Below are 21854 nucleotides of genomic sequence, written 5' to 3'. Positions count from 1 at the left end.
GGGTTATTCGGGCGATTTTGTTCGATAGTGGTTGAATGGAGGGTACTCTCTACACCCTTTGAGAATCTGAAGGAACACGCCTAGTGATCACAGTTAGTGACCTGCGCAAGGTCTACCGCCAGGGAAGCAACGACGTTGTCGCCCTGGGCGGGGTCAGCCTTGAAGTCCCTACCGGGAAAATTCATGGCATCGTCGGACATTCCGGAGCTGGTAAATCCACCCTCGTCCGCTGCCTGACCTTGCTCGACCAGCCTACTTCCGGAACCGTGTCGGTAAACGGCAAGGAGCTGACCAACGTCAGCGCGGACGAGCTGCGCGATGCGCGCCGCCGGATCGGCATGGTTTTCCAGCACGCTAACCTCTTCGATTCCCGCACCACCGAGCAGAACGTCGGCTACCCGCTGGAGCTGACCGGCACTCCCAAGAAGGAGATCGCCGCCAAGGTCGCCGAGCTGCTGGAACTTGTGGGCCTGGCCAAGTTCGCCAAGGCTTATCCGTCGCAGCTCTCCGGCGGCCAGCGCCAGCGTGTGGGCATCGCCCGCGCCCTGGCCACCGATCCGGATGTCCTGCTGTGCGACGAGCCCACCAGCGCCCTGGATCCGAAGACCACCGACGAGATCCTGGAACTGGTCAAGAAGCTGCGCGACCGCCTGAACATCACGGTGCTGATCATCACCCATGAGATGCACGTCGTGAAGCAGGCCTGCGATTCGGTGTCGCTGCTTGAGGGCGGCTTCATTGTCGAGCACGGCGATATCGCCTCGGTGATCACCAACGCCGAGGGCCGCCTGGCCCACACGCTGCTGCCGCTGCCAGGGGACGCGCCGCGTTCGGCCGGCGCCGGCACGATCCTCGACCTCCTGTACACCGGAGACCAGGCCACCGAGCCGGTCATTTCAGCGGTTTCCCGCACCTTCAACATCGACGTCAACGTCCTGGCCGGTTCGGTTGAACAGCTCAGCGACCAGCAGTACGCGCACCTGCGCATCCAGCTGCCGGTCGACGCGGACGTCGAGGCGATCACCAATTATCTGAAGTCGAACGGCATTGCCGTCACCGTGAAGGGAACCAAGTAAGCCCATGGATTTCCTCACCCCTACCGTCCAGAAGGCCATGCTGACCGCGACCTGGGAAACCATCGAGATGGTGCTCATTTCCGGCGTCGTCACCGTGGTCATCGGCCTGCTGCTCGGCATCCTGCTGCACGTCACCGGCAAGGGCGGGCTGATGCCCGTGCGCTGGCTGAACGTCGTCCTTTCCGGGATCATCGTGAATATCACCCGCTCGATCCCGTTCGCCATCCTGATGGTGGCGCTGATTCCGTTCGCGGTCATCGTCGTGGGAACCTCGCTGGGCCCCATCGCGGCCTCGGTCTCGTTGACCATCGGCACCATCCCGTTCTTCGCCCGCCTGGTCGAGACCGCCCTGCGCGACGTCTCCTCCGGCAAGGTCGACGCCGCCCTGGTCATGGGCTCCACCAAGATGCAGGTCATCCGCAAGGTCATGGTGCCCGAGGCGATGCCCGGCATCGTCGCGGCCGTCACCACGACCGTGGTCACGCTGATCGGCTACTCGGCCATGGCCGGCCTGGTCGGCGGCGGTGGCTTGGGCCGCATGGCCTACACCTACGGCTATACCCGCTACAACCCTGAGATCATGCTCATGACGATCATCATCATCGTGGTCATGGTGCAGGTTGTCCAGATCATCGGCGATGTGATCGCCCGCAAGGTCGACCACCGCTAGAAACGTCCATCGGTCCATCCGACGGACGCCCGGAAGCCAGCGGCTTCTCCGGGCAAAAATCACTCGCACACGCCGTTCCCGGCACGTCAAACTAAGGAAACACGCAATGCGCAAAAAGCTCGCTCTTGCACTGACCGGTGTCGCAGCAATCTTCGCCCTCTCCGCCTGCGGCGGCAGCGATGCACCTGCCGCCGACGCCTCGGCACAGCCGCTGGATCCGGCGAACCCGGTAGTCCTCAAGGTCGGTGCCAGCCCGGTTCCGCAGGCCCAGATCCTGACCTACATCGACGAGAACCTGGCCAAGGACGCAGGCATCGACCTGGATGTCGTGGAAATCGACGACTACGTCACCCCGAACACTTCCCTGGACGATAAGTCGCTGGACGCCAACTACTTCCAGACCGAGAAGTACCTGGCCACCGAGGTTGCCGAGAAGGGCTATAAGTTCGCCCACGGCGCCGGCATCCACGTGGAGCCGATGACCGTCTTCTCGAAGAAGTTCGACAAGCCGGAAGACGTTACCGAGGGCGCCAGCGTGGTGCTGAACAACGACCCGGTCAACCAGCTGCGCGGCATGCGCGTGCTGGAGTCCGCAGGCCTGCTGGCCGGTCTGGAAGACACCGACTCGGTGCTGACCGTGCAGGACGACAAGGCCAAGAATCCCAAGGGCCTGAAGCTCGACGAGGTAAGCGCCGAGCAGGTTCCGCAGTACTACACCAAGGACAACTCGGTCGACATCGCCGTGATCAACGGCAACTTCATCGTCCAGGCCAAGCTGAACAAGGACGAAATTCTGGCCCAGGAATCCGGCGAGAACAACCCGAACGCCAACTTCCTGACCTGGCGTGAAGGCGAAGAGACCCCGGCCATCGCAAAGCTCGAAGAGCTGCTGCACTCGGACGAGGTCCGCACCTACATCAAGGACACCTGGACCGACGGAAGCGTCATCCCGGCCTTCTAGTCTCCACGGCACCGTATGAATTGCACGGCCGCCCATCCTCAGCGACTCACGTCATTGAACCGGATGGGCGGCCGTTCTTATTTTGCATCCGCTGATTCCCAGCCCGCCAGACCAGCCCCCTCGCAGTCGGTGACGGCACCGCGGCCGCGCTCCCCCGGGCATTTCCGTGACTGGGCCACGAAGCGGACACCAAAAGGCACAGGCGCCCAGAGGCTCCTCACGGATGCCAGCGCACCAACACAAAACACCGATGCATTCCTCCTCGCCTGGATCACAGGGACGGCGGAATGCATCGGTGCTTTCACAACTCCGAGGGGTCGGGCAATACCAGCGGCACGGCCAGCGGGTTACACGGCTACCGGGCTGATGCCGCCGAACTGTCTTCGAGTTCTGGCCCACCCTCGGCGGAGGCAGTGTTCTCGGCGACGTCCTCATCGTTCAGCCTCGAATGGCCTCGGCCGTAGGCGAAGTAGATGACCACGCCAATGACCAGCCACACGACAAAATACATCCAGGTTTCAATGGCCAAGTTGAGCATCAGGTAGGTGCACAGCAAAGCCGAAACGATCGGGATCACCGGGCCAAAGGGAACACGGAACGCGGGCTTCAGGTCCGGGCGCTTGCGGCGCAGCACCAGGATACCCAGGCTGACCATCACGAAGGCGGACAGCGTACCGATGTTGATCATCTCTTCAAGCACATCCACGCGCGTGAAGCCAGCGGCCAGGGCCACCAGGGTGCCGCAGACGACCGTGATGCGCACCGGGGTGCCGCGCTTGGCGCTGACCTTGGACAGCGAATGCGGCAGCAGCCCGTCGCGGCTGATGGCGAGCACCACACGCGTCAGGCCCATCAGCAGCACCATCACCACGGTGGTCAACCCGATGAGCGAGCCGACGGCGATGATGGAGGCCGCGCCGTCGTTGCCTACCGCTGCGAAGGCCGTGGCCAAGGTCGGATTCTCGACGGCTGCAAGATCCTTGTAGGAGACCATTCCGGTCAGCGCGAAGGACACGCCGATGTAGAGCAGGGTGGTGAGCGCAAGGCCCGCGAAGATGCCGCGCGGCAGCGTCTTGTTCGGGTTCTTGACCTCTTCGGCGCTGGTGGCGACGACATCGAAGCCGACGAAGGCGAAGAAGACCAAGGCGGCGCCTGCCAGCACTCCCGCCACGCCGTACTGGGCCGGTGCGGCTCCCGTGGCAAAGGAGAAGAGCGACTGCTGGAGCACGTCGGCGGTGCCGTTCCCGGCGGACGGAACTGCTTCGGGGACAAACGGGGTGATGTTGTCCGCGTTGAAGTAGAACAGCCCGGCGGCGATCACGAAGAGCACCACGGCGATCTTGATGACGGTGAACACGTTCCCCACGGTCGCCGACAACTTGGTCCCCAAAACGAGCAGCACCGTGAACAGCGCAACAATCAGCAACGGCCCCCAGCTCATGGTCACGGGACCCAGGTCGATGGTCGCAGAGAGATGGATCCCGGCGAACTGGAACACTTCAGTGAGGTAGATACCCCAATATTTGGCGATGACCGCTGCCGCGGTGAACAGTTCGAGGATCAGGTTCCATCCGATGATCCAGGCAATGAACTCGCCCATGGTGGCGTAGGAAAAGACATACGCGGAACCTGCGACGGGAATCGCCGTCGCGAATTCCGCGTAACACATGATCGCCATGGCACAGGTTAGTGCGGCGATGACAAAAGATACCGTGACGGCGGGGCCGGCAAAGTTGGCTGCCGCCCGCGCGCCCACGGAAAAGATTCCCGCACCTACGGATACTGCGACACCCATGATCATCAGATCCCAGATGTTCAGGGTCCTTTTCAGCTGACGCCCGGGCCCTGCGGCGTCCGCCAGGAAACTCTCAACTGGCTTGGTACGAAATAGGCTCACTTTGATCCCTTGTGAGATGAAATGCGAAAAACTTACCGCCCAAGCTTAGCTGTGCAACATGGGAGCCATTTTTCGCATTTTCCCAGATCAGAACGCAACAAGGCATCATCTTCAGCAGCCCGGGAGTTGTGAGGCCGCCGAACATTGTTCAACAATAACCGGGCTGACGTGGGTCGATTTCGCGGTCCACGCCGCTCGGAGCACTCAACGCCGGCGGGCAGGTCTGCGTCAAGCTCCGGCGCCTTGGAGCAAAGCCCTGTGACTCAGGACTCGCGGATTGGGAAGACGAAACCCACATTTAACGCAGCAGGCTCCCCGCCCATTGGCACGACACATGGTGTCGGGCAGATGTCCGGGGAGCCTGCGATGCCCGTTGCCGGGACGAATAACCTAGGCCGTGGCGGCCGCCGCGGCCTTGGCAGCTGCCGGCAGGGCCGAGACGATCTTTTCCAGCGCCGCGTCGTCGTGCGCGGCGGAGACGAACCAGGCTTCGAACACGCTTGGCGGCAGGTAGACGCCCGAGTCCAGCATGGAGTGGAAGAACGGCGCGTAGCGGAACGCTTCCTGCTTCTGGGCGTCGGCGTAGTTGTGCACGCCGGTGGCGGAGGTGCCGAAGGCGACCGAGAACAGGGTGCCGGCGCGCTGGATCGAGTGGTCCAGGCCCTCGGCGTTGAAGGCCGAGGTGATGGCGTCCTGCAGGGCGGCGGACTGCTTGGCCAGGAACGCGTAGACCTCGTCGGTGGCGTTCTCCAGCTGGGCGATGCCGGCGGCCATGGCCACCGGGTTGCCTGACAGGGTTCCGGCCTGGTAGACCGGGCCCAGCGGGGCCAGGTAGTCCATGACCTCGGCGCGGCCGCCCAGGGCGGCGGTCGGCAGGCCGCCGCCGATGACCTTGCCGAAGGTGTACAGGTCGGCGTTCCAGCCTTCCACGCGTCCGGTCAGGCCCCAGTAGCCGGCATCCGAGGCGCGGAAGCCGGTGAGCACCTCGTCCAGGATCAGCAGGGCGCCGTGCTGGGCGGTGGTGTCCTTGAGGAACTTGTTGAAGCCCTCCTCCGGGGTCACCACACCCATGTTGCACGGTGCGGATTCGGTGATCACCGCGGCGATGTTGCTTCCGTGCTCGGCGAAGGCGGCTTGAACGGCGGCGCGGTCGTTGTACGGCAGCACCAGGGTTTCGGCGGCGGTGGCGGCGGTGACGCCGGCGGATCCCGGCAGGGCCAGGGTGGCGACGCCCGAACCGGCATCGGCCAGCAGGCCGTCCAGGTGGCCGTGGTAGCAGCCGGAGAACTTGATGATCAGTTCGCGGCCGGTGAAGCCGCGGGCCAGGCGCACGGCGGTCATGGTGGCCTCGGTGCCGGTGGACACCATGCGCAGGCGCTCCACGCCGCCCATGCGGTTCTTGATCAGCTGGCCGAGCTTCGCCTCGTCCGGGGTGGAGGCGCCGAAGGACAGGCCGCGGTCCACCGCTGCGTGTACTGCCGCCTGGATCTGCGGGTGGGCGTGGCCCAGCAGCGCCGGACCCCACGAGCAGACCAGGTCCACGTATTCCTTGCCGTCCGCGTCGGTCAGGTAGGCGCCCTTGGCGCCGACCATGAACGGCGGGACGCCGCCGACCGAACCGAAGGCGCGCACCGGGGAGTTCACGCCGCCGGGCATGACCTCGCGGGCCTCGGCAAAAAGCTTTTCAGAGTTCGACATGCGTCTTACTTACCTTCCTTGAGCCAGCCGGCAACTTCGGCTGCGTAGTATGTGAGGATCTGTTCGGCGCCCGCACGCTTGATGGACAGCAGGGATTCGAGCACCGAGGCCCTGCGGTCGATCCAGCCGTTGGCGCTGGCGGCCTCGATCATCGAGTACTCGCCGGAAATCTGGTAGGCGGAGACCGGCACCGGGGAAATCTCCGCCACGTCGCGCACGATGTCCAGGTAGCTCATGGCCGGCTTGACCATGATCATGTCGGCGCCCTCGGCGATGTCCAGCTCGGCTTCCAGGATGGCTTCGCGGCGGTTGGCGGCGTCCATCTGGTAGGTGCGGCGGTCGCCCTTCAGCTGGGAGTCCACGGCTTCGCGGAAGGGGCCGTAGAAGGCGCTGGCGTACTTGGCGCTGTAGGCGAGGATTGCGGTGTCCAGGTGGCCTTCGGCGTCCAGGGCCTCGCGGATCGCGCCGATCTGGCCGTCCATCATGCCCGACGGGCCGAGCATGTGGGCGCCGGCCTGGGCCTGCGCGACAGCCATCTGGCCGTAGATCTCCAAGGTGGCGTCGTTGTCCACGGCGCCGTCGGCGTCCAGCACGCCGCAGTGGCCGTGCGAGGTGAACTCGTCCAGGCACACGTCGGACATGACCACCAGGTCGTCGCCGACCTCGGCGCGCACCGCGGCGATGCCGCGGTTCAGGATGCCCTGCGGGTCGATGCCCGCCGAGCCGTTCTCATCGCGTTCGGCCGGAATGCCGAAGAGCATGATGCCGCCCAGGCCCAGCTTGACCGCATCCGCCGCGGCGGCCTTGAGGCTGTCCATGGTGTGCTGGTAGACGCCGGGCATCGAGGTGATCTCGTTGGGCTCGCTCAGTCCCTCGCGCACGAACGCCGGCAGGATCAGCTGGCGTGCGGACAGCTCGTTTTCGGCAACCAGCGCGCGGATGGCCGGGTTCTGCCGCAGGCGGCGTGGTCGATGCTGAGGGAAACCCATGGCTTCGTATCTCCAGTTCTACTCTTGCTTCTTGAAAAGTCTTGCGCGGTCGTGCGCCGGCGCGGCCTAGCCGATTCCCAGCACGCTGCGCGCTGCCCTGGCCAGTCCGGCCGGTCCGGGGTCCTGCGCGGTGCCGTGCACCGGCAGCCCTGCGGCTTCCAGCGCGCGGGCGGTGGGCTGGCCGATGGCCAGCGTGTGGACGCGCGCAGGCAACCGGCCTCCGGCCAGCTGCGCGAAGCGCCGCACGATGCTCGGGGCGCTGAACACCACTAAATCCAGTTCTTCCAGTTTCGCACCGATAAGCGCTGGATCAAGGCATGTGACGTGTTCCGGCGCGGGCGGGCCGGGCACCGGGCGGCCCTGGGTGCCGGCATCCACGGTGCGGTAGGCGATGACCTCGTCCACCTGCACCGGCAGTCCGGCCAGGAAATCGCCCAGCGTGCTGCTGGCCAGATCCCCGTGCGGGTAGCAGATGCGCGCCCCGGCCGGCGGGGCCCACTGCGCGGCCATGCCCGCGGCGGACTGCACCTCGGGCTGGAAATCGGTCTCCAGGCCCAGCAGTTCGCTGGCCGATTGGGCCGTTTTCGCTCCGACGACCGCGAGCTTCAGGGATCGCGGCAACGGCCGCCCGTCCAGCAGCTCGCGCAGCACCGCCACGGTGGTGGCACTGGTGAGCACCAGCCAGTCGTAGGATCCGGCCCGCAGCGCCGCCGCCATGGACGACAGCGACGCGGTGTCCTGCGGCCAGATGGTGTCGATCAGCCGGGAGCACCAGGAGGTGATGCCCAGCTTCTCGAATTCCCGCACGGTGGCCGCGGCGCGGGCCGCATCGCGCAGGATCAGAGCCTGGTAGACCATGGGCCGGTCAGGCCAGCCCTGCGACGACCGCCGCGCCGTCGGCCAGCATGCCGTTGGCCAGCCCGCGGCCCAGCGCCTGGGCGGCGGCGACGTCGGCCAGCGGGGCCTTGGCGCTGCGGCGCATGACCTCGGAGCCGTCGGGGTTGCAGGCCACGGCGTCCAGCACCAGCTCGCCGTCCTGCACGCTGGCCAGCGCGCCGATCGGCGCGGCGCAGCCGGCCTCCAGCTGGTTGAGCAGTGCGCGTTCGGCTTCCACCTGCAAACGGGTGTGCAGGTCATCGAAGCGGGCCAGCGCCTGGTCCAGTTCCGCATGGCCGGTGCCCGCGGTGCGGGTCTCCAGCGCCAGCGCGCCCTGGCCGGGGGCCGGGAGCATGATGGACGGATCCAGGTACTCGGTGATGTGCTGCTCCAGGCCCAGGCGGCGCATGCCGGCAGCGGCAAGGATCACCGCATCCAGGTCGCCCTGGGTGGCCCGGCCCACGCTGCCGTCGTCGTGGGTGTCCCCCACGCCCTTGACCCGGCCGAGCCGGGTGGGCACGTTGCCGCGGATGTCCACGATCACCAGATCCTGGCGGTAGGCGCGCAGCTGCGCGGCGCGTCGCGGGGATCCGGTGCCGATCTTCGCGCCTTCGGGCAGCTGGTCGAGGGTCATTCCGTCGCGGCCGCACAGCGCGTCGCGCACGTCCTCGCGCGGCGGGATGGCGGCGAGCACCAGGCCCTCGGGCTGCACGGTGGGCAGGTCCTTGAGCGAGTGCACCGCCAGGTCGCAGCCGCCGTCCAGCAGGTGCTGGCGCAGCGCGGCGGCGAACACCCCGGTGCCGCCCAGGTTGGCCAGCGAACCGGTCACCACATCGCCCTCGGTCTTCACCAGCACGGTATCGACTTCAAGGCCGGACAGCTGCGCCAGCTGGTCGGCAGCCCATCCGGTCTGCGTGGTGGCCAGCGCGCTGCCCCGGGTTCCTACGCGGAAGGACTGGGTCATGGCTGCGGCACTCCTACCTCTGAATCCACCGCGCCGATGGTCGGGCGCAGGGTGCCGTCCATGGCAAGCTTTTCGCAGCAGCCAGGGCGGCAGACGTCGAACCAGGGGCCCAGCGCGGTTTCGGACAGGCGTCCTTCGCGCAGCGCCTTGCCGTCGGGGCCGGCCAGCCGCTCCTCGACCAGGTCCACCAGGCCCGAGACGAAGGCGCGGTGCGTGCCCGGGGTGGGCACGCGGGCGAAAGCCAGCCCCAGTTCGGCGCAGGTGTCCTTGGCCTCTGTGTCCAGGTCCCAGAGCACCTCCATGTGGTCGGAGATGAAGCCGATCGGCACCACCACCACGCCCGCCACGCCGGCTGCGGCGTCCTCTTCCAGCGCGTCGTTGATATCCGGTTCAAGCCACGGGGTGTGCGGGGATCCGGAGCGGGACTGGTAGACCAGGGAATGCTCCAGGCCGGCGGCCTCGGGCACGTTGGCCAGGATGTGCTCGGCCACTGCGCGGTGCTGGGCGGTGTACAGGTTCTCGTCCAGCGTGCTCCGGATGGCTTCGGGACCTGCGGCGTTCGCATCGCTCAGGGGGATCGAGTGCGTGACGAACACGATCTTGATCTTCCCCTCCGGTTTCCCGGCGGCGGCCAGCTGCTCGCGCACCGAGGCCAGAGAGCCGGGAAGCTCCTGGATGAATGGCTGCACAAAGGCCGGGGTGTCGAAGAACTGGCGCAGCTTGTCGACTTCCACCACCCCTTCAAGCCCGGTGGCGCGCAGGCCCATGCCCAAATCCTCGCGGTACTGGCGGCAGGCCGAGTAGCCCGAGTAGGCGCCGGTGCCCATGAGCAGCACGGTGCGGTGCCCGTCGGCGGCGATCTGCTCCAACGTGTCGTTCACGAACGGGTGCCAGTTGCGGTTGCCCCAGTAGATCGGCACGGTGATGCCGCGGGCGGCGAACTCGGCTTCGAGCGCGGCCTTCAGCGCGCGGTTCTGCGCGTTGATCGGCGAGACGCCGCCGTTAGTGCGGTAGTGCACCGCGACCTCTTCCAGGCGCTCGTCCGGGATGCCGCGCCCGCCGGTGACGTTGCGCAGGAACGGGATGACGTCGTCCTGTCCCTCTGGCCCGCCGAAGGAGGCGAGCAGCACCGCGTCATAGGCCTTCGGGATCATGCGCCCGTTCCGGTCGTAGCCGGTGCGCGGGTCGAAAGACTGGCTCACTGGAGCACCTCGAGGGCTTCGGCGGCCGAGATGCGGCGGCCGGTGTAGAACGGGGTTTCCTCGCGCACGTGGTGGCGGGCCTCGGTGTAGCGCAGGTGGCGCATCATGTCGACCAGGTCGATCATGTCGTCGGCTTCCAGGCAGATCTGCCACTCGTAGTCGCTGAATGCGAAGGCCGCCACGGTGTTGGCCAGCACGTCAGGGAATTCGCGGCCCAGGATGCCGTGGTCGCGCAGCATCTTGCCGCGGACCGCCGGGTCCATGGTGTACCAGTCGGTGGAGCGGACAAACGGGTAGACCGTCATCCATTCCTTGGCCGCCACGCCGCGGGCGAAGGCCGGCGAGTGGTCCTTGGCGAACTCCGCCTCGCGGTGCACCGCCATGGTGGAGTAGACGATCTCGGTGCCGGCCAGCAGCGCCGAGCGGCGGATCTTGCGCATCGAGGCCTGCAGCAGCGCCGCGGACGGGCCGTGGACCCAGATCATGATGTCCGCGTCTTCGCGCATGGCCGAGACGTCGTAGATGCCGCGCACGACGGCTCCCTCGGCGGCCAGCTGCTCGGTCAGCGCATCGAATTCGGCGGCCGCGGCGTCGGTGCGCTGGACTGCGTCCGAGCGCTTGAAGATGGTCCACAGGGTGTAGAAGAAGGTCGGGTTCTCCCCGGCGTTTTCGCGTTCGCGGATAACGGGCGAATTATGCTCCGGTGCGTTGCTCACTGGTGTTTCTCCTTGGATCTGCTGATCTGGGTTGGGTCTGCAAGTTTGTCGGCGCGCCGCCGGGCGGCGCGGGTCTTCGGCGCTGGTCGTCCGCTCCGGGGCTCAGCGGGCGCTGATGGCCACCGCGCGGCGGGCCTGGGCGATGACGCGGGCCAGGCCGGTGCCGGCCAGCCAGGCGCCCACCACGTCCACGCCGTCCAGGTCGTCAAGAGCCTGCTGGACCTGGGCGCGGCGCTGCGCCGCGGCGCCGCCCTGCAGCGGCACCATGTCGTTGAAGCGGGACACCGCGCTGCCGAGCACGTCTTCCTGCTGCAATTGAACACCGAGAATCTTTGAGGCGTCTTTGACCGCCTGCGCGATGAGCTGCGCGTCATCGCCGGATTCGACGATCGGCTCATGCTCGCCGATGCGGCCGAAGGACAGGCGCACCACATGCGTGCCCGGCCCTGCCTGCTCGGCCAGCCACGGCCACTTGGCGGTCGCGTGGGTCAGGGCCTTGGCCACCAGCGGGGCGCCGCGCGAGACCAGCACGCCGGATCCGCGCGGGGCCTCGTCCAGCTCCGGCTTGTCCACCACCAGGGTGGCCAGCGCGATGGCGTTGGCTTCGGACCGGCCCTCGATCTGCTGGTCGGCAGGAAGCAGCGGGTTCAGCAGGCCCAGGGCTGGTTCGGCAGGGGTCGCGATGACCACGCGGTCGGCCTTCAGCTCCTGGCCCAGGGTGTGCACGGTGTACGGCTGCTCGGCCTGCGGCTGGCGGCTGATCGCGGTGACCGGCGAGTTGCGCACCAGCGACACCCCGGCGGCCTGCAGCTGGCCGGCCAGCGCCTCGATCATGGTGTACATGCCGCCGTCCAGCCCTGCCACGCGGGATCCGGCCGGAGCCGAGGACTGCAGCTGGGCCACGGCGCGGGCCAGCGAACCGGTGGACTGCATGGCCGCGCGCAGGCCCGGTGCGGCCGCATCGATGTCGATCTGCGCCGGGTCGGTGGAGTAGACGCCGTTGACCACGGGAGCCACCAGCTCGTCGAGCACAGCTTGGCCCATGCGCGAGCGCACCACCTCGGCCAGCGACAGCGGCTCGGTGGCCCACTTCTTGCTCATCGGGGTGATCAGGTCCGCTGCGGCGCGCACGGTGGCGGCGCGGCCGATGAGGTGGCGCACCTCGTCGGTGCGCACGTGGCCGGGGATGCCCATCAGCGAGGTGGCAGGCAGCGGGTTGGCCAGGATCTTCTCCCCCTCGCCCTGGATCAGCCAGGCGCTGGCCCCGGAGGTGGCGGCGATGGAGCCGGACAGGTCCAGCTCGTCCAGGTAGGAGCCGACAGTCCCGCCGCGCACGGCGAAGGACTCGGCTCCGGCATCCAGCTGCAGCCCGGCGACCTCGGCGCGGCGCACGCACCCGCCGAAGCCGTCCGCGGCTTCCAGCACGGTGACACGGTGCCCGGTCTGGCGCAGGTCGCGCGCGGCCACCAGGCCGGCGACGCCGCCGCCGATGACCACCGCATGCGGGGCCGGGTCGGCCGCGTCCTTGGCGGCGCGCTTGTGGGCCTGCGCTTCGGTGGCGCTGCGCACCTTCTCCAGCAGCCGCAGCGCATGGGCGGCGGCGTCGGAGGCGATGACGCGGCGTGCCTTGGGCGTCTCAGCCCGGGTTGAAGCTTCTGCCACGTTCTCGCTGCGCTGATCCTTGCTCACGTACCGATGCACCTTCTGCCTTTGAATCGTTTGCTGCGGTGCGCGCGCCCGGGGTCGTCCCCCGAGGCGCCCGCCACCGCGATGACGCCTGTCATTCCCAGCTTAGTCCTGCCGGACTACAGGGAGTGGATGAGCTCCACCACACGGGTGAGCACACTCGGATCCGTGGTCGGCGGGACGCCGTGCCCCAGGTTCACCACGTGTCCGCGCGCCGCCTTGCCGCTGGCGACGACCTCGCGCACATGCGCTTCGAGGACTTCCCACGGGGCGGAGAGCAACGCCGGGTCGATGTTGCCCTGTACCGAGACATCCTGGCCCAGGCGCTCGATGGCGGTGGACAGCGGGATGCGGTAGTCGACGCCCACGGCGTCCACGCCGGCGTCGCGCATGGCGGTCAGCAGCTCGCCCGTGCCGGTGCCGAAGTGGATCAGCGGCACACCCAGATCGCGCACGAAGTCCAGCGACCGGGCGGAGTACGGTGCGGCGAACTTCTGGTAGTCCGGCAGCGACAGCGAACCGGCCCAGGAGTCGAACAGCTGGGCGGCGGAGGCTCCGGCCTCGACCTGCGCGCGCAGGAATTTGCCCGATGCGTCGGCGGCCCACTTCATCAGCGCGTCCCAGACCTCCGGCTCGGCGTGCATCATGGTGCGCGGGCCCAGGTGGTCGCGGCTCGGCTTGCCCTCGACCATGTAGGCTGCCACGGTGAACGGGGCGCCGGCGAAGCCGATCAGCGGGGTGCTGCCCAGCTCGGCGACGGTCAGGGCCACGGCCTGGCGGATGGGCTCCAGGGCTTCGTCGGTCAGCTCAGGCAGGGCCGCGACCTGCTCGGCGGTGCGGATCGGGGTGTCGAGCACCGGGCCGACACCCGGGACGATGTCCACGCCGATGCCTGCCAGACGCAGCGGGATGACGATGTCGGAGAAGAAGATTCCCGCGTCGACCTTGTGGCGACGCACCGGCTGGAGAGTAATCTCACTTGCCATCGCCGGGTCGAGGCACGAGTCCAGCATGCTCACGCCTTCGCGCAGCTTCAGATACTCGGGCAGCGAACGCCCTGCCTGGCGCATGAACCACACCGGGTGGTGCGAGGGCTCGCGGCCGGTCAAGGCCTGAATCAATGCGGAATCTTGGGTACGTCCATCGATCATCGGATGGTTCTGCGACAGAGTCATGCTTCAATTCTGCCAACTCTTGCCTTGAAATCCCATTTGGCCGGACACTTGCTCACTCTGCGCTGAAATTAAGCGCCTAACGGGGGATGGCCTTAGGTAGACCTGCGTTGTTTAACCGGCCCGTTGAGCTTAACCTAGGGACATTGTGGTTTTCTTATCTCTTGTCGCATCGCATTCGCAGCTCGACCTTGAGACCGTGGCACAAATCAGCGCCTCGGCCAGCGGGCTCGCTGCTGCCTCCGTCAACGGTTCGGCAGCTATCAACGGCGCCGTCGTGCTGGCCACCTGCAACCGCTTCGAGGTCTACGCGGACGTGGAGCACGTCGAGGATGCCACCGAGCACCTCGTTGCCCATCTCGCAGCCACCACCGAGCTCAGCGCCGACTTCCTGGCCCGCCAGCTGACCGCGCTGGAAGGCGACCCGGTCATCGAGCACCTCTTCTCCGTGGGCGCAGGCCTGGACTCCGCCGTCGTGGGCGAACGCGAAATCGCCGGACAGGTCCGCCGCGCGCTGGCCCAGGCGCAGCAGGAGAAAACCACCACCAGCAACCTCACCCGGCTGTTCCAGAACGCCACCCGCGCCGCCAAGGACGTCGGCAGCAACACCAATCTGGGCACCCAGGGCAAGTCAGTGGTCGCGGTCGCCCTGGACCTGGCCGAGGAACTCACCGACGAGGCAACCGCCTGGGCCGACCAGAACGTCGTGCTCTTCGGCACCGGCTCCTACGCCGGCGCCACCATGGCGCTGCTGAAGGAACGCGGCGTGGAACGCATCTCGGTGTACTCCAGCTCCGGACGCGCCGCCGAATTCACCGGCAAGCGCGGCGGCTTCCCGCTGACCGACGAGCTGCTCCCCCAGGCCCTGCGCGAAGCCGACATCATCGTCGGCTGCTCCGGCGGCGGACAGCGCCTGGACCGCGCGGCCCTGGAGGAAGTGCGCGTGAAGAACCACCCGCTGATCGCCATCGACATGGCGCTCACCCACGACTTCGATCCGGCGCTGGTCGAGATGGCCGACGTCGAGCTGATCACCCTGGAGTCGGTGCGCATGGCTGCCCCGACCGACCAGGCCCTGGCGGTGCACGCCGCCAGCCGCATCGTGAAGACCGCCGCCAGGGAATTCGCCGCCGCCCAGCGCGAGCGCGAAGCTGACTTCGCTATCGTGGCCCTGCGCCAGCACACCAAGGCGGTGCTCGACGCCGAGGTGGCCCGGGTCCGCGCCCAGCACGGCTGCACCGCCGCCGCGGATGAGGTCGAACTGGCCATGCGCCGCATGATGCGCCAGCTGCTGCACATTCCCACCGTCCGCGCCCGGGAGCTCGCCTCCGAGGGACGCACCGCGGACTACGTCACCGCGCTTCAGACGCTTTACGGCCTTGAACTGGGCGAACCCCAGGCGCAGGCCAGCGCCCCGGCGCCTGCCGTCTGCCCCGTGGAGACCTCCGCGCGCACCGCGTAGCCGCACCCTTAATTTTCTCGCGAAGTTACCTTTCCACCGCGATGCGTGGAATACTACTTGCAAGTAGGCTCCAGGGTCATCTGCAAAATCCACGATGACGTGGGCGGAGCCTTGCAGTAGCTGGAAAGGTCGAGGTCGACATGGCTGAAGTGGAATCGCTCAAGGGACATCGCACGCAGCGAATGCCAAGGGAAGCACGGCGACGCCAGCTCCTGCAGGCGGCCCACGAGGTCTTCGTCGGCAACGGGTACCACGGCGCCTCCATGGACGACATCGCCGACGTGGCCAAGGTTTCCAAACCCGTGTTGTACCAGCACTTCCCCGGCAAGCGCGAACTCTACCTGGCGCTGCTTGACTCGCATCTGGAGGACTTCAGCCGCCGGCTGGACGAGGCCATCCAGTCCACGGACGACAACCGGCAGCGCGTGTTCGCCACCATCAACACCTACTACCAGTACATCAAGAGCGAGTCCCAGGCCTACCGCCTGATCTTCGAATCCGACGTGCTCTCCGACCCGCTGATCGCCGCGCGCATCGAGGAATTCAACAACAACCTGGCCACCTCCATCTCCAAGGTCGTGGTCAAGGACACCGACCTGAACGAGGCCGAAGGGCTGCTCGCCGGGCGCGCGCTGGCCGGCCTGTCCCAGGTTTCGGCGCGCTACTGGGCCACCAGCGACGACTCGGTGGATCAGCAGACCGCCGTCGACCTGATCTCGCGTTTAGCTTGGCGCGGAATTTCCCAGTTCCCCAAGGAAAAGTAGCTAGATTAGTGGCTGAGGGACCCTTCTTGTAGGGGCACACATTTTTCGAGAGGATCAACGACAATCATGGAAATCCGGATTGGCATTCAGAACGTAGCCCGCGAAGTCGTACTCGAGTCGGAACTGAGCAATGCAGAAGTCAACGAGAAGGTTGCTGCGGCCATTGCCGGCGGTTCGGTGCTGTCCCTGACCGACCCCAAGGGCCGCGAGGTTCTCGTGCCGGCCGCAGGCATCGCCTACGTCGAGGTAGGCCCGGAGGAAGTCCGCCGCGTCGGCTTCGCCCAGTAATTGGCTTTCGGCGGCGCACCACGCCGCCAGCGCCTCGGCCGGCCCCCGCATCCCGCGGGGCCGGCCTTTGCGTTTAAACCCCCGGTCCTAGGTTCACCCCGGCTCCGGCGTGTAGGTTGAGGTAGTACCATCCCGGCAAAGCGTTCAACTTGGAACAGGCAGGCGGCGTACCGTGACCGATCAACGAATCCACGCACCGCGGCAGGTGGCCGCCAGCGACCTGAGCGACCTGCTGCTCGCACTGGAAAGCGAGTTCGAGGTCCCCGGCGAATTCGACGAGCAAACGCTGCAGGCCGCCCAGCAGGCAGTCGCCGATCTGCCGGAGCCCGACGCGGACGATACCGACCTGCCGTTCTTCACCATCGATCCCCCGGGCGCCACCGACCTGGACCAGGCCATGTACCTGGAACGCAAGGGCACCGGCTACCTGGTGCACTATGCCATCGCCGACGTGCCGGCGTTCGTCCGGCTCGGCGGCCTGCTCGACATGGTCTCCCGCGAGCGCGGGCAGACCTTCTACCTGCCGCAGCGCAAGATCACGCTGTACCCGCCGCTGATTTCCGAGGACCGCGGCTCGCTGCTGCCCGACGTGCCCCGGCCCGCCTTCCACTGGCGCATCGCCCTGGACGCCGACGGGGCCCTGGGCGAGGTGCAGCTGACCCGCTCGCAGATCCGCTCCCGCGCGCAGCTGGACTACGAAACCGCCCAGCGGCGCCTCGACTCGGGCGAGGACAACGGACAGCTGCAGCTGCTCGCGGAGATCGGCCAGGCCCGGCTGGTGCAGGAACGGCTGCGCGGAGGCGCCTCCCTGAACCTGCCCGACCAGGAAATCGTTCCGGAGGGCGGCGGGTACAAGCTGGTCAGCCGCACCCCGTTGCCGCTGGAGGAATTCAACGCGCAGATCTCGCTGCTCACTGGCATCGCCGCGGCCCGCCTGATGCTCAAGGCCGGCACCGGGATCCTGCGCACCATGCCGCCGCCTGACCCGCGGGACCTGAAGGCCTTCAGGCAGCAGACCCGGCTGCTGGGCAGCCCCTGGCCCGAGGACATCAGCTACGGCGAATACCTGCACACCCTTGATGTCAGCGACCCGCGCCAGCTGGTCATCATGCACCGCGCCGCCTCGCTCTTCCGCGGCGCCGACTACCAGGTCATCGCCGGCCAGCCGGAATCCGACCTGGTCCAGGCCGCCCTGGCCGCGCCCTACGCGCACACCACCGCCCCGCTGCGCCGCCTGGTGGATCGCTTCGTGCTGCTGACCTGCCATCTGCTCAGCACCGGGCAGCTGCTGCCCGATGAACTCGACCAGGCGCTGCCCTTGCTGCCGGAGCTGATGCGGACCAGCTCCGCGGCCGCCAACAAGGTGGCCCGGGCCGCGGTGGACCTGCTGGAGGCCAACACCCTGCAGCACCGCATCGGCGAACAGTTCCAGGCCATTGTGCTCACCGCCGCGCAGGGCGCGGCCAACGGGGAGAACAACAACGGCAAGCCGCGGCCCGGGCAGCTGCAGCTGGTCACCGAACCGGTCACCGGCAGCTTCAGCGGCAGCGCGGAAGCCGGCACGCTGGTGAGCGTGAAGCTGGTGGAAGCCGACCCGCGCACCCGCCGGATCCACTTCGAAACGGTGCCCCGCGGCTGACGAACCGCTGAAATCCGGCCAAACAAGTTATGCTGGTCAGTATTACTACTGAGGATGCCCGATCGCACAGCGCTGAAAGTACGACCAGTTACCTGATGACTTCCCAGCGGTCATCATTCCGCAGGACCCCCACGCGGGGCTCCCGCGTGTATCGAGCGATCGGCTCCGCTGGACCCGCCTCCCTTCGGGCGCACCCCCTGGATTTGCAGGGCAGGTCGACCCCGCCGGGAGGCCAACATGAAATGAGACTGAAGACATCGTGAGCGACACGACGCTAACGGCACCAGCTGCCGACACCCCCCAAGAGGACAGCACCCCCGAAGCGGCGAAGCAGAGCTTTGCCGAGCTGGACGTGCGCGAGGACATCGTCGCCTCGCTGCTCGAAGCGGGCATCGAATACCCCTTCCCCATCCAGGCGCTGACCCTTCCGGTGGCCCTGGGCGGCAATGACATCATCGGCCAGGCCAAGACCGGCACCGGCAAGACCTTGGGCTTCGGCATCCCCGCCCTGCAGCGTGTCATCCGCGAGGGCGACGCCGGCTACGGGGACCTGCAGTTCCCCGGCGCCCCGCAGGCCCTGATCGTGGCCCCGACCCGCGAACTGGCCATCCAGGTCGGCGCCGATTTGGCCCAGGCCTCCAAGCACTCGAACATCTCCATCACCACCATCTACGGCGGCCGCCCCTACGAGGAGCAGATCGCAGCCCTGAAGGCCGGCACCGACGTCGTCGTGGGCACCCCCGGACGCCTGATCGACCTGAACCGCCAGCGCGTGCTGAACCTGAAGCAGATCAAGACCGTGGTGCTGGACGAGGCCGACGAGATGCTCGACCTCGGATTCCTGCCCGACGTGGAGCGCATCCTCGCCGCCCTGCCGCCGGTACGCCAGGCAATGCTCTTCTCCGCCACCATGCCGGGCGCCGTGATCACCATGGCCCGCCGCTACATGTCCCGCCCGACGCACATCCGCGCCCAGGACCCGGACGACGACGGCTCGCTGACCAAGCGCAACATCCGCCAGCTGGTCTACCGCGCGCACAACCTGGACAAGGACGAGATGGTCGCGCGCCTGCTGCAGGCCGAGGGCCGCGGCAAAACCATCATCTTCACCCAGACCAAGCGCTCGGCTGCCAAGCTGGCCGACGAGCTGATCGACCGCGGCTTCAACGCCGGTTCGCTGCACGGCGACCTGGGCCAGGGCGCCCGCGAGCAGGCGCTGAAGGCCTTCCGCTCCGGCAAGGTGGAGATCCTGGTCGCCACCGACGTCGCCGCCCGCGGCATCGACGTGGACGACGTCACCCACGTCGTCAACCTGCAGTGCCCCGATGACGAGAACACCTACCTGCACCGCGTGGGCCGCACCGGCCGCGCCGGCAACACCGGTACCGCGGTGACCTTCGTGGATTGGGATTCGGTGCCGCGCTGGTCGCTGATCAACAAGGCCCTGGGCCTGAGCGTGCCCGAGCCGGTGGAAACCTACTCCTCCTCACCGCACTTCTTCACCGACCTGAACATCCCCAAGGGCACCAAGGGCCGGTTGCCGCGCGCCAAGAAGTCGGCCGCCGCCGAAGGCGACGGCTCTCCGCGCGAGTCCTCCCGCGAACCCCGAGAGAACCGCGAACGCACCCCGCGCCGCCGCAGCGGTTCGCGCACCCGCACCCGCACCGTGAACGGGCAGACCCAGGAGCGCGGCACGCGGCAGGATTCCGGCGCCGAGAACCAGGCCGGTGCACGCCACGGCCACTCCAAGGGCCGCCAGGACCGTCCGGGCCGCGAAGCCGAGCGCCATCGCGAATCCCGCGTCTCCGGTGAGGAAGGCGCAGCGCAGGGCACCTCGAAGCCCCGCCGCCGCCGTCCGCGCCGCCGCACCGGCGGAAGCAGCGAGGCAGGCTTGCAGGACTAGTCCTGCCAGCCCCCGCCCGCAGCACTCCGAAAGGATTCAGTACCCAGGTGCTCGCACAACCTGAAGATTCAACCCTGTCCGCGGCCGCGGCGCACTCCGGTTCCCCGGTGAGCGCCCCGGCCGCGGGCAACACCGTGTTCCACGGCGACAACATGTCGGTGCTGGCAACCATGCCCGATGAAAGCTTCACGCTGATCTACGTGGATCCGCCTTTCAACACCGGGCGCAAGCAGACCCGCGCCGAACGCACCATGGTCCGCGCCGACGAAGGCGAAGGCACCCACGTGGGGTTCAAGGGCCGCAGCTACACGGCGGAAATCGGCCAGTCGCGCTCCTACCACGACAGCTTCGAGGACTACCTCAGCTTCATCGAGCCGCGCCTGCTGGAGGCCTACCGGCTGCTGGCCGAGGACGGCACCCTCTACGTCCACCTGGACTACCGGGAAGTGCACTACGTCAAGGTGCTGCTGGATACGATCTTTGGCCGCGAGTGCTTCCTGAACGAACTGATCTGGGCCTACGATTACGGGGCCCGGGCCAAGAGCCGCTGGCCTGCCAAGCACGACACCATCCTGGTGTACGTGAAGAACCCGAAGAAGTACCACTTCGATTCGGCGGAAGTCGACCGCGAGCCCTATATGGCGCCCGGCCTGGTGACCCCGGAAAAGCGGGAGAAGGGCAAGCTGCCCACCGACGTGTGGTGGCATACCATCGTCTCCCCCACCGGCAAGGAGAAGACCGGCTACCCCACCCAGAAGCCCGAGGGCATCCTGCGGCGCATCGTCGCGGCCTCTTCGCGGCCCGGCGACTGGGTGCTTGACTTCTTCGCAGGCTCCGGCACCACCGGTGCGGTGGCCGCGAAGATGGAACGCCGCTTCGTGCTGATCGACCAGAACACTCAGGCGATCGAGGTCATGCACGCCCGGCTGCCCGAAAACACGGTGTTCGCCACCCTGGACGGCTCCCCGGCCCCGGTGCCGCGCCCCGTCGACTAGGACTGCAGCAGCGCGCTGGTTCCGGTGCCCTGCGCCAGGATGCGCTCCAGCATGGCCGGCTCGGTGAGATTCTCGCCGAGCCGGTTCAGTTTTCCGGTGCCGTGGTAGTCCGAGGATCCGGTGACAATCAAGTCGTGCTCCGACGCCAGCGCCAGCAGCTGCTCCTTGCCCTCGGCGCTGTTGTCCCGGTGGTAGACCTCCACCCCGCCCAGCCCGGCCTCGATCATTTCGTGGACCGTCGATTCGGGCACCACCCGTCCGCGCAGCGCTGCCTTCGGGTGGGCGAACACCGGCACGCCGCCGGCCTCGCGCACCAGGCGCACCGCCGCGGCGGGGTTGATGGCAGGATGCGACACGTAGTAGCGCGAGCGCGAGGACAGGATGTTGGCGAACGCCTCGTTCCGATGGGCCACCACCCCTGCGGTCACCAGCGCGTCGGCGATATGCGGTCGGCCCACCGTGGCCCCGGGCTGGCAATGCTCGGTGACCAGCTCCCAGCTGATCGGGTAGTCCTCGGCCAACCGTTCCACGATGCGCTGGGCGCGCACGATCCGCGAATTCAGCGACACGGCCAGCTCGTCGAGCAGCGGCTGGTAGGACGGGTCGTGCAGGTAGGACAGCAGGTGCACGCTGATCCCGTGCGAATCCTGGCACGTGATCTCCATGCCGGGAATGAACCCGATCCCCAGTTCCTGCGCGGTAACACGTGCCTGGTCCCACCCGCTGGTCTGGTCGTGGTCGGTCAGCGCCACCACGTCCAGCCCCGCCGCGGCCGCCGCGGTGATCAGCTCGGCCGGGGTTTCCGTGCCGTCGGAAACGTTGGAATGGGTGTGCAGGTCGATTCGCATACTCCCTAGAATATCGAAGTGCACACGTTCTTTGGTGGCGCATAGCTG

The 21854-nt window shown here is 67.5% G+C and carries 19 protein-coding genes; 9 read left to right on the top strand and 10 right to left on the bottom strand.

Features of this window, described 5'->3' with window-relative positions; all coding sequences use genetic code 11:
• Nucleotides 1–83: 83 nt before the first annotated feature.
• The 3 genes from DFO58_RS02415 (at nt 84) to DFO58_RS02405 (ending at nt 2707) form a co-directional block, all read left to right on the top strand.
• Nucleotides 84–1076, top strand: coding sequence for an ATP-binding cassette domain-containing protein (locus DFO58_RS02415; protein WP_120989202.1), 993 nt, complete (start codon nt 84–86; stop codon nt 1074–1076).
• 4 nt (nt 1077–1080) lie between these two features.
• Nucleotides 1081–1746 (top strand): methionine ABC transporter permease, encoded by a 666-nt coding sequence (locus tag DFO58_RS02410; protein WP_047119542.1) that lies wholly within the window; start codon nt 1081–1083, stop codon nt 1744–1746.
• 106 nt (nt 1747–1852) lie between these two features.
• Nucleotides 1853–2707 carry a MetQ/NlpA family ABC transporter substrate-binding protein gene (locus DFO58_RS02405; RefSeq protein ID WP_047119543.1) on the top strand — a complete coding sequence of 285 codons (855 nt, stop codon included), beginning with the start codon at nt 1853–1855 and terminating at the stop codon, nt 2705–2707.
• 355 nt (nt 2708–3062) lie between these two features.
• On the opposite strand, the gene DFO58_RS02400 is transcribed toward DFO58_RS02405, so the two are convergent.
• The 9 genes from DFO58_RS02400 to hemE all read right to left on the bottom strand — a co-directional run bounded on the left by DFO58_RS02400 (nt 3063) and on the right by hemE (nt 13910).
• Entirely contained in the window at nt 3063–4604 is a 1542-nt protein-coding gene (locus DFO58_RS02400) for an amino acid permease (RefSeq protein ID WP_120989201.1), read from the bottom strand.
• A gap of 390 nt (nt 4605–4994) precedes the next feature.
• The gene (hemL, locus tag DFO58_RS02395) at nt 4995–6302 is read right to left on the bottom strand and encodes a glutamate-1-semialdehyde 2,1-aminomutase (protein WP_120989200.1); all 1308 of its coding nucleotides are present in this window, start codon (nt 6300–6302) and stop codon (nt 4995–4997) included.
• A 5-nt stretch (nt 6303–6307) separates the two neighbouring features.
• Complete coding sequence (gene hemB / locus DFO58_RS02390) at nt 6308–7291, bottom strand: porphobilinogen synthase (RefSeq protein WP_047119546.1); 984 nt, start codon at nt 7289–7291, stop codon at nt 6308–6310.
• Nucleotides 7292–7357: 66 nt separating this feature from the next.
• The gene (locus tag DFO58_RS02385; protein ID WP_047119547.1) at nt 7358–8149 is read right to left on the bottom strand and encodes a uroporphyrinogen-III synthase; all 792 of its coding nucleotides are present in this window, start codon (nt 8147–8149) and stop codon (nt 7358–7360) included.
• A 7-nt stretch (nt 8150–8156) separates the two neighbouring features.
• Entirely contained in the window at nt 8157–9131 is a 975-nt protein-coding gene (gene hemC / locus DFO58_RS02380; protein WP_047119548.1) for a hydroxymethylbilane synthase, read from the bottom strand.
• On the bottom strand, nt 9128–10333 hold the full coding sequence (locus DFO58_RS02375; RefSeq protein ID WP_286163440.1) for a ferrochelatase: 1206 nt from the start codon (nt 10331–10333) through the stop codon (nt 9128–9130). The genes hemC and DFO58_RS02375 overlap by 4 nt, the downstream gene beginning before the upstream one ends.
• Entirely contained in the window at nt 10330–11016 is a 687-nt protein-coding gene (gene hemQ, locus DFO58_RS02370; RefSeq protein WP_047120809.1) for a hydrogen peroxide-dependent heme synthase, read from the bottom strand. Before hemQ ends, DFO58_RS02375 begins: the two co-directional genes overlap by 4 nt.
• Before the next feature lie 135 nt (nt 11017–11151).
• A complete protein-coding gene (hemG, locus tag DFO58_RS02365) occupies nt 11152–12738 on the bottom strand; it encodes a protoporphyrinogen oxidase (protein ID WP_181728015.1) in 1587 nt (528 codons plus the stop codon).
• 116 nt (nt 12739–12854) lie between these two features.
• Nucleotides 12855–13910 (bottom strand): uroporphyrinogen decarboxylase, encoded by a 1056-nt coding sequence (gene hemE, locus DFO58_RS02360; protein WP_120989199.1) that lies wholly within the window; start codon nt 13908–13910, stop codon nt 12855–12857.
• A gap of 145 nt (nt 13911–14055) precedes the next feature.
• On the opposite strand from hemE, the gene DFO58_RS02355 reads away from it, so the two are divergent.
• The 6 genes from DFO58_RS02355 to DFO58_RS02330 all read left to right on the top strand — a co-directional run bounded on the left by DFO58_RS02355 (nt 14056) and on the right by DFO58_RS02330 (nt 20958).
• Nucleotides 14056–15369: a glutamyl-tRNA reductase gene (locus DFO58_RS02355; protein ID WP_047119550.1), complete on the top strand. Its 1314-nt coding sequence runs from the start codon at nt 14056–14058 to the stop codon at nt 15367–15369.
• Between the two features lie 182 nt (nt 15370–15551).
• Nucleotides 15552–16133, top strand: coding sequence for a TetR/AcrR family transcriptional regulator (locus DFO58_RS02350; RefSeq protein ID WP_286163439.1), 582 nt, complete (start codon nt 15552–15554; stop codon nt 16131–16133).
• A 66-nt stretch (nt 16134–16199) separates the two neighbouring features.
• Nucleotides 16200–16421, top strand: a complete 222-nt coding sequence (locus tag DFO58_RS02345; RefSeq protein WP_053798445.1) for a DUF3107 domain-containing protein — start codon at nt 16200–16202, stop codon at nt 16419–16421.
• Nucleotides 16422–16593: 172 nt separating this feature from the next.
• Nucleotides 16594–18060: an RNB domain-containing ribonuclease gene (locus tag DFO58_RS02340; RefSeq protein ID WP_147407173.1), complete on the top strand. Its 1467-nt coding sequence runs from the start codon at nt 16594–16596 to the stop codon at nt 18058–18060.
• Between the two features lie 259 nt (nt 18061–18319).
• Entirely contained in the window at nt 18320–19963 is a 1644-nt protein-coding gene (locus DFO58_RS02335) for a DEAD/DEAH box helicase (protein WP_120989198.1), read from the top strand.
• Nucleotides 19964–20115: 152 nt separating this feature from the next.
• Nucleotides 20116–20958: a site-specific DNA-methyltransferase gene (locus tag DFO58_RS02330; protein WP_120989519.1), complete on the top strand. Its 843-nt coding sequence runs from the start codon at nt 20116–20118 to the stop codon at nt 20956–20958.
• Here DFO58_RS02330 and DFO58_RS02325 read toward each other — a convergent pair.
• On the bottom strand, nt 20955–21806 hold the full coding sequence (locus DFO58_RS02325; protein WP_120989197.1) for a PHP domain-containing protein: 852 nt from the start codon (nt 21804–21806) through the stop codon (nt 20955–20957). The two genes, DFO58_RS02330 and DFO58_RS02325, sit on opposite strands and share 4 nt — an antisense overlap.
• Nucleotides 21807–21854: the final 48 nt, after the last annotated feature.

The organism is Arthrobacter sp. AG1021 (genome assembly GCF_003633665.1).
GTDB classification, from domain to species: domain Bacteria; phylum Actinomycetota; class Actinomycetes; order Actinomycetales; family Micrococcaceae; genus Glutamicibacter; species Glutamicibacter soli.
This window is presented reverse-complemented; position numbering and strand designations above follow the sequence as displayed.

Coding starts and splice junctions, on each gene's coding strand:
- DFO58_RS02410 (WP_047119542.1), top strand. CDS start 1,081: ATGGATTTCCTCACCCCTACCGTCCAGAAGGCCATGCTGACCGCGACC.
- DFO58_RS02405 (WP_047119543.1), top strand. CDS start 1,853: ATGCGCAAAAAGCTCGCTCTTGCACTGACCGGTGTCGCAGCAATCTTC.
- hemL (WP_120989200.1), bottom strand. CDS start 6,302: ATGTCGAACTCTGAAAAGCTTTTTGCCGAGGCCCGCGAGGTCATGCCC.
- hemB (WP_047119546.1), bottom strand. CDS start 7,291: ATGGGTTTCCCTCAGCATCGACCACGCCGCCTGCGGCAGAACCCGGCC.
- DFO58_RS02385 (WP_047119547.1), bottom strand. CDS start 8,149: ATGGTCTACCAGGCTCTGATCCTGCGCGATGCGGCCCGCGCCGCGGCC.
- hemC (WP_047119548.1), bottom strand. CDS start 9,131: ATGACCCAGTCCTTCCGCGTAGGAACCCGGGGCAGCGCGCTGGCCACC.
- hemE (WP_120989199.1), bottom strand. CDS start 13,910: ATGACTCTGTCGCAGAACCATCCGATGATCGATGGACGTACCCAAGAT.
- DFO58_RS02350 (WP_286163439.1), top strand. CDS start 15,552: ATGCCAAGGGAAGCACGGCGACGCCAGCTCCTGCAGGCGGCCCACGAG.
- DFO58_RS02345 (WP_053798445.1), top strand. CDS start 16,200: ATGGAAATCCGGATTGGCATTCAGAACGTAGCCCGCGAAGTCGTACTC.
- DFO58_RS02330 (WP_120989519.1), top strand. CDS start 20,116: ATGTCGGTGCTGGCAACCATGCCCGATGAAAGCTTCACGCTGATCTAC.
- DFO58_RS02325 (WP_120989197.1), bottom strand. CDS start 21,806: ATGCGAATCGACCTGCACACCCATTCCAACGTTTCCGACGGCACGGAA.